Consider the following 11,838-nt stretch of genomic DNA (forward strand, 5'->3'; position numbering starts at 1 on the left):
CGGGAGCGGCAGCGGGCGCGGCGGCGGCCGTCGTGGTGCGGCCGGAGGAGGAAGCGGCGCGGCTGCGTTTGGCGGCCGGGGCGGGGGCGCGGGCGGCGCTCGTCCGCGGGGCCGAGGTGGTGCGGGTCGACGCGGCGCTCGGAGATGCTTTGCGCGCGCTCTTTTTCGTGGTGCTCGGTGTGCGTTTGGTGGCCATGGCGTGCTCTCCTCCGGGGTTCCGGGAAACCGATGAGAGCACGACGCACGGGCGTGCGTCACCAGGGATCAGGGCCGTTCGAGGCGGATCTACGTCATGAACGACCGCTCCTCCTCCGCGTAATCGACCTCGACGTCGAAGCGGGCGAGGACCGAATAGAACCCGAACTGGAGGCGGTTCATGAAGAGCATGCCCTCGGGCATGGGCACGAAGGAGGGGTCCCCGGTCTTGAGCGTCTCCTTGCCCGCCTCCCGCATGTGGTGGACGAGGCTCGCCACATACTCGCGCGTGATGCGGAACGGCGAGGAGAACTGGGGCTCGAACGCGCGGCGGATGTACGAGAGCACGCGCTTTTCGTGGTCGCCGCCGCGGGTCTCCAGCATGATCTTCGCGGCCTCGGCGAACGTCGCCTCGTCGCGATCGATCGCTGCGCGGTGGAGCTTGTGCGCGACGCCGCGTCGTTTCTCGTAGATGGGCTGCACGCATCCGAAATCGAGGAACGCCACGCGGCCGTCGTCCTGGAAAAAGTAATTGCCCGGGTGCGGGTCGGCGTTGAACATGTCGCCGAGGAGCGTGCCCTTGTAGACGAAGCGCCAGAGCGTGCGGCAAAGCGCGACGCGATCCCCCTCGGGCAAGCGGCACGCTTCGTCGAGGTTCCGGCCGCGGACGAACTGGCTCGTGAGCACGCGGCGCGACGAACGATCGCGGTCGACCGTGGGAACCAGGATCTTCGGGTCGCCTTCGAAGATGCGGGCGAACTCGATCTGGTTGCGGGCCTCGATGGTGTAATCGAGCTCCTCGCGGAAGCGGGTGCGGACCTCCTCGAGCATTTTCGCGGAGCCGACCTTGCGCGTGCCCATCATCGAGAGCGCGCCTTCGAGCAGGCCCGCATTCTTCAGGTCCGCCTCGACGGCCTCGGCCACGCCGGGGTGCTGGACCTTGACCGCGACCTCTTCGCCTTCGAGGGTGCGGGCGCGGTGCACCTGGCCGATCGAGGCGCTCGCGACGGCCTGGTCGTCCCATTCCGCGTAGAGGCGATCGAGCGGGGCGCCGAGCTCTTCCTCGACGACGCGGCGAATGGCCTCGGGCGAGGAGCGGGGCGCGGCGGCGAGCAGGGTCTTCATCGAGCGCTGGTAGGCGTCGCGGTGCTCCTCGGGGACGAGGCCGTCGATGTAGCCGGCCATCTGGCCGACCTTGGCGGCGACGCCGCGCAGGTTGCCGAGGACCTCGGCCGCGCGCTTGGCGGCCGCGTCGTCGCCCTCGCGGCGGAGGAGCAGGCTCGTCCCGGTGCGCGCGCCGATCTCGGCGAGGCGGACGAGGCGGCCGAGGCGGCCCGAAGGGAGCTTGGTTTCGTCCGACATGGCAGGGGCGGAAATAGCAGCCGGACGATGCGGGGTAAAGGGGCCCGCTAGCCCTCCTCGGCCCGCCCCGCCATCTCGATGAGCGCTTTGCGCGCCTCCTCGCGGGTCACGACCTCCGCGTCGAAGGCGAGCCGCACGCGCCGCTCGCCCGAGGGGGTCGTGACGGCCATTTCGATGCCATAACGATCCACGCCGGTCATCTGCGCGTCCGTGGCGTCGCCGATGCCGGCGAGCTTGCGCGCATAAGCGAGGATCGACGCGGCGTGGTCGTCGTTCATGTGCCCGAGGATGCGGGGCGCGAAGGCGGCGAGCGGATCGGGCTCGGCGCGGGCATACGCGGCGGCGTCGACCCACGACATGCGGCCGAAGCCGCCGACGTAACGCAAGGAGCGCGGCTCGATGCGGTAATGCGTAAAGTCCGAGAAATCGGCGTAGGTCGCGGCGTCCGGGTGCGCGGCGAGGAAAAGCGCGCGGCATTCGGGCGCCTCCTCCGGCGGGACGGCCGTGCACGCGCCGATGAGCGTGACGCGGCCGTGTTCGAGGAGTTTTTCCCCGACGATGGGGGATTCGAGGAGGAGGACGGAGGCCTCGGGGCGGGCGAGCAGGTTTTGCGTGTGCTCGGCGAGGCGGGAGAGCAAAAGGACGGCGCGGCCGCGCGCATCCGTGGCGAGCGCCACGAGCGAGGCATAAGGGAACCCCTCCGGATCACGCGCCATCGTGGCGAGGGAGCCGAATCGGGCGGCGCGGGCGAGCGTGCGCGCGCGTTCGGCGTGGCTCGGCGCGCGTGGGGAGGCCGAAGACGGACCCGTCCCTGCGGCCGTGGATCGCGACTCCACGCCTTTGCCTTCGTGTTCGTTCCCGGCGGCATTCTGCTCGCGGCCCTTCGTCATGATAGGGCCGTCATAACACGGCGCGCCGGCTCTTTCGATGCGGGCCTTGCGGACGATGAACTCAGGGCGTGGCCTTTTTCTCCTCCACCTCCTCGGGGGGGCACTCCTCTCCCTCCCGCCGGACCTCGATGTTCACGCGCCGCTCGCCCTTTCCGTCCCCTTCCACCTTGACGTTGACCTGCCCCTCGACGCCCTGCGCGGCGAGCTGCGCGAGGATCTTCTGCCGGACCACCTCGACGTCCTGGTCGTCGGTGATGTCGAGGTTGAAGAGGTCGTGGCCGATCTTCCGGCCGAGCGTGCTCTCGAGCTTGCCGGAGAGCGGCTTCTCCGTGATCTTCGCCGAGGCGAGGGCGGGCATGGCCTCGCGCAGCTTGTTGGCGAGCGACGTGTCGCCGAGGTCCTCGCCCCACGCCTCGATCTGCAAGGTGACATCGCCGTTCACGTGATGGCCGCGGACCTTCACTTGGTCGAGCTTCACCGAGCCTTCCAAAGCCTTCATGACCTCGGGCGGCTTGGGGCTCGCCTCGGTCTCTGCATACGTGATCGTGAGGCTCCGGCCGACCTCGACGTCGACCTCCACGGGAGCCGCGCAGGCCGCGAGGCCAATGGCCGCGGCGATCGCCGCGCCGAATGCAACCTTCCGCAAGACGTGTCTCTTCTGCATGGGTTTCCTCCTTTGTTCCGGGGTCATCGAATCGAACTGGGCGAGGAGCGACGCTTCGAGTGCGGCGCGGTGCTCCGGACGAGGCGCGCTCGGGGGCTCGAAGACCTTCTCGAACTCTTTTTCGCGATCAGAACCGAACATCGACCACCTCACCTTCCTGGAGCACTTCGCGGAGCGACCGCTGGGCGCGCGAGAGCCGCTGCTTGACGGCGGCCGTGGACTCTCCGAGCAGCGCCGCGATTTCGGCGTGTTCGAGGCCATCGCCGTACCGAAGCGCGAGCAGCTCCTGCACGTGATCGGGCAGCGCCGCGACGGCGGCGCGGAGGGCGCGGACGCGCTCTTTCTGCACGAGCGAGTCGAGGGGCGTGCCTCGATCGTCGGCGAGGATCGGCGCGACGTCGTCGATCGGCGTGCCCTCGCGGCGCGCGCGGGCATGATCGATGACGGCGTTCCTGGCCATCGAGAGGACGTACATGCGCACGGAGCCGCGGCGAAGATCGACGTCGCCGAGGTGTTCGAGCAGCTTGTGAAAGACGCGGCCGACGAGGTCCTCGGCGTCCTCGCGTCTGCGAACGCGCCGGCCGACGAAGCGGCTGACCGGGTCGTAGAGGTCCTGGTAGAGGGACCGAAACGCCTCGCGGTCGCCCGCTTGGGCACGCGCGAGGAGAGCGCGATGGCGATCGTCAGGGTCCGTCCAGGGCCAGGGGAAGAGGCGCATGAGGTGCTCGCCCATGCTCTACGGGGCGGGCGGGGGGAGGTGACAAGAAAAGATGCGGGGTGGGGGAGGGACGTTCGTGCGTGAGCTCGATGGGGGGGCGCGGCCGCGTCGTAGGGGGCCACCGGGAACCAGCACCGGAACGAAGAGGATTCTTTCGTAACTTTTGTCGGCTGCGGCCCAAGGACAGATCAAGCCAAGCGACGCAACCGACCGAATTGGTTTTCCGCGCCGGCGGGGTTGTCCACGCGCCTCCCACGAGGAGGCCGTGGCGTCATCCCCATGCGCATGGCCACCCGCGTCGCTCGGCCCTGGAGACAACGACTATGAACACGACCTGTATTTCCTTGCGAACGGCCTTCTTCTTCCTCCTCACCGCCGGAACGGTGACGCTCGCTGGCTGCGTGGTGGCCACGGAGCCGGAGGAGAACGTGTTCGAGGAGGACACGTCGTCGAGCAGCGATGCGATCAGGTTCGGGACGAGCGTCACCGAGAAGTACCCCGAGGCGGTGACGATCGATATCGGGACGACGAAAATCTGCAGCGGGGTGCTCATCGCGCCCATGGTCGTCCTCACCGCCGGCCACTGTGTTTACGGCGCTTCTACGTGGACGGTGAAAGCCGGGACGGAGTCGCGCACGACCACGAGCCGTGCGATCTACGATTGGACGACGTCCGGCAGCTCCATCAATCCCGCGCAACACGACATCGCGCTGTTGTTCCTGAGCAAGCCCATCTGGCTTCGCTCGTACCCGAGGATCGCGCAAGCGCCGGTTTCCGCGAACACGCCGGTGACGAACGTGGGTCGCATGAACAATGGGGTGGTGACTTCGACGCTTTGGGGGGCCGATGTGTACGATCTCAACGACGGGACCCAGATCGGTGCAGCGCCACCCTATTCCGGCACCTTCGCGTTCGACTACTGGGCCAGCAACGTGCTCGATCCGGGCGACTCCGGCGGTCCGGTCTTTCTCAAGGACGCGGAGCCGCACCGCATCGTCGCCGTCAACTCCGGCGCGGGGACGCTGGGCAACGGAAAACAAATCGAGCTCCTCGCGCGGGTCGATCTGCTCTACGGGTGGATCATGCAGCAGGTCACCGCCAACCCCGCGCCGATTCCGACGGACGCGCAGATCTCCTGCGTGTTCAACTGGGCGGAGGTCGCGTATTCGAACCTCTTCTCGCCGCCGGCGCCGGGCGTCCTGCTCCCCTCGCCGCCGTACATGTATCGCCCTTATCCGGGGACCAACAACTATCTGGGCGCCGCGTGGGCGAGCGCCAGCGAGCCCCGTCAGGCCGTCGCATCGTTCAGCAGCATCTATCCGGTCAAGCACGTCTTCTCCAGGGGGCCCTCGGGCGTCGACGAGGATCAGGGGACCGTCGGTTACTGGATGAAGCAGGCGAACTGCCTCTGACCACGAGCCCCGCTCTCCCCCTCCCCATCCAGGGACGCGCGCCCCACGCGCGCGTCCCCTTTTTCCACCCCTATCCGTATCGCTCCTAGTCCTGTAGGATGACGCACCTGTCTCATGCCAAAAGAAAGCTTTCCAAAGACATCGTGGACCGGCGTCCTCAACGCGCGGGACGACACCCCGGAAGGACGCAAGGCGCTCGCGGTTCTCTGCGACGCGTACTGGTTCCCCGTCTACGCCTTCGTCCGACGCCGCGGCGCCTCGGCCGAAACAGCGAGTGATCAAACCCAGAGCTTCTTCGCTCGTTTGATCGAGAAAAACGCGCTCGCATCCGTCGATCGCACGCGCGGCACGAAGTTCCGCTCATGGCTGCTCGGGTGCGTCAAGCACCATCTCCAGGACGAATACGCGCACGCCCGCAGCGCAGCCGCCGGCGGGAACGTCCACTTCGAAAGCCTCGAAGCAGAGCACGCAGAGGGGCGTTATCAGGCCGAGCCTTCCCACGACCTCACGCCGGAGCGCCTGTACGACCGCGCCTTTGCCGAGAACCTGCTTCATCGCGTGCTCGACCAGGTCCGCGAGAAATACGCCGCCGCTGGGAAGAGCGCGCTCTTCGACGCGCTCAAAGGGACGCTGACCGCGAGCGCGTCTCGAGATCGCTACGAGGAGGTCGCCGCGCGCCTCGGCCGGAGCGAGGGAGACGTGCGCAAGGCGGCCTTCGACCTGCGCGGGGTCTACAAAAAGATGCTGCTCGCGGAGGTGGAGAGCCTCGTGGACGTGCCGGCCGATGCGGCCGACGCAAAACGCGTGGTGGAGGACGAGATCGGATACCTCCTCGTCGCGCTCGCAGGCTGAGCACCTTTTCGACCTCGCCGGCTCGTAACGTTGGGCCGCCACGGCCTCAGGACATGCCGAGATGAGCACTGCGACCGACGCGACGGAGCCTGTCCCCGCTGGATGCCCTGTTCACGGGGCCATCGGCCCGCGCGCGCCCGAAGGGTTGTGCCCGCACTGCCTGCTCGACGTCGATCTGGGGGACGACGACGCCCCGGAGAGCCTGCCCGTGCAGTTCGGGCCTTATGAGCTTTTGGCCAGGCTCGGCGAGGGGGGCATGGGCGTGGTCTACAAGGCGCGGCAGGTGAGCGTCGATCGCATCGTCGCGCTGAAGCGTATCCGCGACGGCGAGCTCGCCGACGCGAAGGCGAGGCGCCGCTTTTATCGCGAGGCGAGGGACGCAGCCAAGCTCGACCACGCGCGCATCGTGCCCCTGTACGACGTGGGCGAGCACGACGGACAACCCTATTTCACGATGAAGTACATGCCAGGCGGGACGCTCGAAGAGGCACGAGCCCGCTTCACCGATCCACGGCGCGCCGCGACGCTGATCGCCACCCTGGCCCGCGCGGTCCACGCCGGCCATCGCCAGCATGTCATCCACCGCGATCTCAAACCCGAGAATATCGTCTTCGACGATCATGGCGAGCCGTACATCACCGATTTCGGCATCGCCAAGCGCCTCGACCACAACACCCGCACCATGACCGGCACCATCCTGGGAACGGTCGGCTACATGGCGCCCGAGCAGACGACCCGCAATCACCCCCTGCGTGACAGCGCATCGGCCGATATCTGGAGCCTGGGCGTGATCCTTTACGAGTTGCTCGCGGGGCGGCGTCCGTTCGACGGTCCCACGCTGCTCGAGGTCATGCGCCGCACCCACGAGGAGGAGCCCGAACCCCTCGAACGGCTGCGCCGGGACGTGAGCCGAGATCTGTCGACGGTCTGTCTCACGTGTCTCCACAAGGACCCGGCGCGGAGGTACATCTCCGCCGAGGCCCTCGCGGACGATCTCGATCGATATCTGGGTGGCAAGCCGACCCGGGTGCGCCGGCCGAGCCCCGGCAGGCGCGCGCTCGCCTGGTGCCGCCGCCATCCCTTCACCGCCGTTCTCCTCGGCGTCTCCGCGCTCGCGCTCGTCACCCTCACGGTCTGGTCTCTCGCGGGCAACCGCGCCCAGGAGCAGGCCCGCCGCGCGGAGGTGCTCGCCGCCAACCGGTATGCCGCCCGCGCCGTGGCCGGGACCGTGCTGGCCCAGCTCGACGAGTACGCGACGAGCGTTGCAAAGGAGGCGCAGGCGCCGCAGCTCACCACGGCGATGGCGCTCCACGATGGGGAGGCTCTCCAGGGGCTCTGCGAGGGGATTCGCGCGCGGCATGCCAGCTTTGCCTACTGGTTCATCGTCGACGCGGGAGGCGCTCTTCAGGCGTACGTCCCTTCCGAGCAAAGCGGCAAGCGCAGCGTGACCAATTTCGCGTTTCGGGACTACTTCCGCGGTGCCATGTCGCTTGCCGCGGACCGCCCCGCCTACATCTCGCGTGCCTTTCGCTCGGCGACGGACAAGCGTTACAAGATCGCCATTGCGGCGCCCATCCGTGGCGTGGACGGGCGGCCGCTGGGCTTGCTTGCCGCGGAGATCGCAACGGATCGACGCTTGGGCGTCATCGAGTTGAGCGACGACCACCGCGTTGCCGTGCTCACGGTACGCCGCGACCGCGACTCGGCCTCCGAGCCCTTGCCCAAGGAGCACATCTTATGGGTGCACGGCGGCGTCGAGCATGGGGAGGGGGTCGTCGTGGAGAGTGATGCGCTGCGCCGACTCACGGTACGGCGTGATGCGGCGGGGGATGCGGGGAACGATCAACTCCGCCTGCCCCCGCCGGACTGGGTCGAGCTCGACGAAGCGTATCGTGATCCGCTCGATCAGCGGGGGACGCACGAGGCCGGAGGGCCCTGGTTGGTGGGTGCCGCGGCCGTCGGCCGCACGGAGCTCGTGGTCATGGTGCAGACGCGCGTGGAGGATGCCACGGCGCTCGTTCTGACCCCCCTCCGCGTCTACGCGGCTTGGTCCGTGGGGGGCGTGCTCCTCTTGCTGGCGAGTCTTTTCGCTGCCCTGCGCGGCACGCGGCGGCGCGCGAGCGCTTAGTGCCCTGACCGAGGGTGTCGCCGCGCGTCGACCCTCTCGGTCCACGATGACGTGCGGGGGTCGCCGCACGTCGACCCCCTCGGTCAACGATGACGTGCAGGTGTCGCCATGTGGCGACCCCCTCGGTCAACGATGACGTGCGGGTGTCGCCACGCGTCGACCCCCTCGGTCAACGATGACGTGTGGGTGTCGCCACGCGTCGACCCCCTCGGTCAACGATGACGTGCGGGTGTCGCCACGCGTCGACCCCCTCGGTCAACGATGACGTGCGGGTGTCGCCGCGTGGCGACCCCCTCGGGCGACCGCTAGCCCCGCGCCTTCCACGTCAACACGAAATCACATGCGCCCTTGTCCAGGTCGAGCCCCTGCACCTCGACGTGGCCCTCCACGCCGGAAAAGTCGAGCGCGGCTTCCCAGCAACCCAAAAGGAGTTCGACCGCGGTGCCGCTCCGGAAATGCGTGGTCGGAAAGCCTCGCAACCGGAGCATGCCTCGTTCCTCGGCGAGGGGCTCGTAGATCAGGCGGCCTGCGTTGTCGGCGACGAGCTGGCGGCCGTGCGGGACGAACCTCAGCAACGATTGTGGCGAAAACCCGACCCGCCGCAGGAAGCTGTCGACGACCGCCCGGAGGAGCGGGTTCTCGAAATAACGATTCATGAGGCGCCGGCAGAGGTTGCGTGTGTCCGGATCCCCGAGCTCCGCCCGCACCGCCTCCAGCAAGTCGTAATAAGGCTCGGGCGGGAGCCATTGCACGGAGAGGGCGCCGCGGATCTCCGCAACGGAGGCGGGCGACATCCGCGCGAGAATGCGATCCCGCACGACCGGGTCGAGCGCCTCGACCTCGCGGAGCGTGGCCTGCGCGAAGCTCGCGCGGTTTCGTTGCGGGGCGGCATGGGTCATCGCAACCCACATCCCACCGTGACCGCCTGATCCACCGTCGCGCGATCGATCTTCCTCGTATCCGCGTCCACCGTGACCCGCACGTTCACGCTGCCGCCGAGCCCCACGCGCGCCACGCCCTTCAGGAGGTCGCCGAGCAGCCCGTTCGCGTGCGCGCCGATCACCGAGGCGCCGAGCTCCGAGCAGGGCACCGCGCCGTCGAGGGTCATCTTGATCCGCGCCGAAAGGCCCTCGCGTTTGACCGTGCCGGGGCCGGCCAGCTTGAACGCGCCCGCGTCGACCGTCGCCTTCGTGATGCGCACGTCCGTGAGGTTCGGCGTGAGCTCGAACGTCGCCCCGAGCTTCGTCTTGCTCCCGAAGACAATGCCGTCGAGCTCCTTCGGGTGCGGCGGCACCCAGCCCTTCACCTCGAACGACGCCGTGCCCGCGTACATCCCCTTCGCCTCGGGACCGCCGAGCGTCACCACCACCGTCCCCTCCACCAAGGCGCCGCGCAGATCCGCCGGGACCGAGAGCGAGCGCGCGCGCGCGAGGTCGTCGACCTTCGTCGGCGGCAACGTCGCCGTGAGCCGCATCGGCTTCGTGGTCGTGTCGAGCGCGAGCCGCAGCGGCGCGGCCTCGGCCGTCTTCGCGCCGAGCCAGATCGAGGCCGGATCCTTGCCGTTCCAGCGCGCGCCGAGGAGGCCCAGGTTCGTCCCCTCGAACACGACCGTGCCCTCGAACGCGCCTTCGGAGCCGCGTGCCTTCGTCACTTGTCCGGCGAGCACGAGGAAAGGCGATGCCTTCGCGCCCCAGGTCACGGTGACGTTGGCGGTCGTCGGCAGATCGAGGGCGCCCGGGTGGGCCTGGCTCCACGCGTCGAGGGCTTCGAGGCGCTCGTCGAGGGGGAGCGCCAGCGTGACCTCCACGTTGCGCGCGTCGATCCGCGTCGGGGAGAGGCCGTCGAGGTCCACGGCGATCCACGGGGATTCGGCCGCGAAGCCGGCGACGCCTTCGAGCTTGGCCTTGGCGCCGCGGAGCACGACGCGGCCCCACTTCGGGCTGAAGTCCTCGAACGTGAGCTCGATGCCCCGCGCCCGCGCTTCCTTCTCGATCCACCACCGGGCGAGCGGGCGGTGGCCGAGCCCTACACCGAGGCCGACCACCGCGGACAAGACGAGCACGAAAGCCACGATCCGTCGCCCTCGCGGGCTCTTCTTCGGGGGCTCCGGGGCCGTGTCGGGCAGCGTGTCCATACCTCGTCCCTGCTAGCACGTCGGGGACGACGAGAGCGTGCCCGTGTTCCGCATGGTGAAAGGGCGTGCCTCGGACGTATACTGCGCGCCATCATGGCGGAAGGGACGCTGGCCCAGCCTGGCGATGTGATCGCCCGTAGATATCGGGTCGAATCCTGGCTCGGCCAGGGCAACATGGCCATCGTCTATCAGGCCAAGCACGTGAACACGGGCAAGGCGTGCGCGCTCAAGCTCGTGCACCCCCACCTCGTCACCCGCAAGGAGTTCGTCGACCTCTTCGTCAAAGAGGCCCAGCTCGGCGCGCGGATCGGCGAAAACCCGCACATCGTCGACGTGTTCGACGCAGGCGTCGACGAGGCGCGCAAGGTCCCGTACCTCGCGATGGAGCTGCTCCAAGGCGACACGCTGGAGAGCTACCTCAAGAAACACGCACGCCTGGCTCCGCGGCTCGCGCACACGGTCTTCGAGCACCTCGCCGACGCGCTCGATCAAGCCCACGGCGCGGGCGTCATCCACCGCGACCTCAAGCCAGGCAACCTCTTCCTCGCCCGGGATCGGAAGGGGCAAACCCTCCTCAAGGTGATGGACTTCGGCATCGCGAAGGTGCTGGAGAGCCACGAGCAACGCACCGCGACGCAGATCGGATCGCCCGCGTATGCCGCGCCCGAGCAGCTCGGCGCGACGCTGCGCAGCCTCGCCGCGACGCAGGGGATCTCGATCTCGCAGACCGTGCAGGCGTCGACCGACGTGTGGGCGCTCGGCCTCGTCGCGTACGAGGCGTTCACCGGCGTGCAACCCGGCCAGTACTGGGGCGTCGACACGTACGCGGATCTCATGATCTGCATCGCGCTCGAAGAGCATCCGACGGCGACGCATCGGGCCGGCGACTACGCGAAGTTCCTGCCGCCGGGCTTCGACAAGTGGTTCTCGCGGTGCATCCAGCGCGACGCCACCGAGCGATGGCAGTCGGCGGGTGAAGCGGTGCGCGAGCTGATGCGGCTCATCGACGCGTGGACGTCGGATCCACTGACGGGAGATCTGAAGCTCGCGCCGTTCGAAGCGCCGGTCTCGTCGAAGTCGAGCAAGGGCGTCAAGCCTCTCCCGAAGCCGGTGCCGAAGCCCGCGGTCACCGGGTCGCTTCGCCCGTCGGTGACGGGGCTCCCGCTGAAGCTCCAGATCCCGAAGGCCGCGCCGGCCGTGGCCGATCCGGCGAAGGCCGGCGCGCTCGATCCCGGCAAGGCGGGACCGATGTCGAGGGCCATGCCCACCGCGCCGGGGGCCGTGCCGAAGACGGGGCCCGTGCCCGTGGCCGTGCCGAAGACGGGGCCCGTGCCCGTGGCCGTGCCGAAGACGGGGCCCGTGGTCGCGAAGCCCACGACCGCGCCCACGCCTGCGCCCGCGGCCGTGGCGGCGACGCCTGCGCCCGCGGCCGTGGCGGCGACCCCCGCGCCTGCGGCCGTGGCGGCGACCCCCGCGCCTGCGG

The 11,838-nt window shown here is 69.0% G+C and carries 10 protein-coding genes and 1 pseudogene; 4 read left to right on the forward strand and 7 right to left on the reverse strand.

Translation table 11 applies throughout. The features are described from left to right. The 5 genes and pseudogenes from QHF89_RS49040 to QHF89_RS49060 form a co-directional block, all read right to left on the reverse strand. Positions 1-196, reverse strand: a pseudogene (locus tag QHF89_RS49040) (phasin); the annotation flags it as partial. 89 nt (positions 197-285) lie between these two features. Beyond that, the gene (locus QHF89_RS49045) at positions 286-1,557 is read right to left on the reverse strand and encodes an ABC1 kinase family protein (protein ID WP_136972072.1); all 1,272 of its coding nucleotides are present in this window, start codon (positions 1,555-1,557) and stop codon (positions 286-288) included. Between the two features lie 47 nt (positions 1,558-1,604). Then, positions 1,605-2,447, reverse strand: a complete 843-nt coding sequence (locus tag QHF89_RS49050) for a HugZ family pyridoxamine 5'-phosphate oxidase (protein ID WP_136972073.1) — start codon at positions 2,445-2,447, stop codon at positions 1,605-1,607. Positions 2,448-2,508: 61 nt separating this feature from the next. Next, positions 2,509-3,111: a hypothetical protein gene (locus QHF89_RS49055; RefSeq protein WP_136972074.1), complete on the reverse strand. Its 603-nt coding sequence runs from the start codon at positions 3,109-3,111 to the stop codon at positions 2,509-2,511. Between the two features lie 127 nt (positions 3,112-3,238). After that, positions 3,239-3,829 (reverse strand): RNA polymerase sigma factor, encoded by a 591-nt coding sequence (locus QHF89_RS49060; protein ID WP_284721985.1) that lies wholly within the window; start codon positions 3,827-3,829, stop codon positions 3,239-3,241. A gap of 323 nt (positions 3,830-4,152) precedes the next feature. Between QHF89_RS49060 and QHF89_RS49065 the strand changes: the two genes are divergently transcribed. The 3 genes from QHF89_RS49065 (at position 4,153) to QHF89_RS49075 (ending at position 8,221) form a co-directional block, all read left to right on the forward strand. Next, positions 4,153-5,241 carry a trypsin-like serine protease gene (locus QHF89_RS49065; RefSeq protein ID WP_284721986.1) on the forward strand — a complete coding sequence of 363 codons (1,089 nt, stop codon included), beginning with the start codon at positions 4,153-4,155 and terminating at the stop codon, positions 5,239-5,241. A 114-nt stretch (positions 5,242-5,355) separates the two neighbouring features. After that, entirely contained in the window at positions 5,356-6,093 is a 738-nt protein-coding gene (locus QHF89_RS49070) for an RNA polymerase sigma factor (protein ID WP_136972077.1), read from the forward strand. A gap of 61 nt (positions 6,094-6,154) precedes the next feature. After that, on the forward strand, positions 6,155-8,221 hold the full coding sequence (locus QHF89_RS49075) for a serine/threonine protein kinase (RefSeq protein WP_136972078.1): 2,067 nt from the start codon (positions 6,155-6,157) through the stop codon (positions 8,219-8,221). A gap of 305 nt (positions 8,222-8,526) precedes the next feature. Here the strand turns inward: QHF89_RS49075 and QHF89_RS49080 are convergent, their stop codons facing one another. Further along, on the reverse strand, positions 8,527-9,120 hold the full coding sequence (locus tag QHF89_RS49080; protein ID WP_136972079.1) for a hypothetical protein: 594 nt from the start codon (positions 9,118-9,120) through the stop codon (positions 8,527-8,529). Continuing rightward, entirely contained in the window at positions 9,117-10,355 is a 1,239-nt protein-coding gene (locus QHF89_RS49085; protein WP_136972080.1) for a hypothetical protein, read from the reverse strand. Before QHF89_RS49085 ends, QHF89_RS49080 begins: the two co-directional genes overlap by 4 nt. A gap of 93 nt (positions 10,356-10,448) precedes the next feature. On the opposite strand from QHF89_RS49085, the gene QHF89_RS49090 reads away from it, so the two are divergent. Beyond that, positions 10,449-11,838: serine/threonine protein kinase (locus tag QHF89_RS49090; protein ID WP_284721987.1), on the forward strand; the 1,390-nt coding region annotated here is incomplete at its 3' end.

It is taken from the genome of Polyangium sorediatum, assembly GCF_029946465.1.
GTDB lineage: Bacteria > Myxococcota_A > Polyangia > Polyangiales > Polyangiaceae > Polyangium > Polyangium fumosum.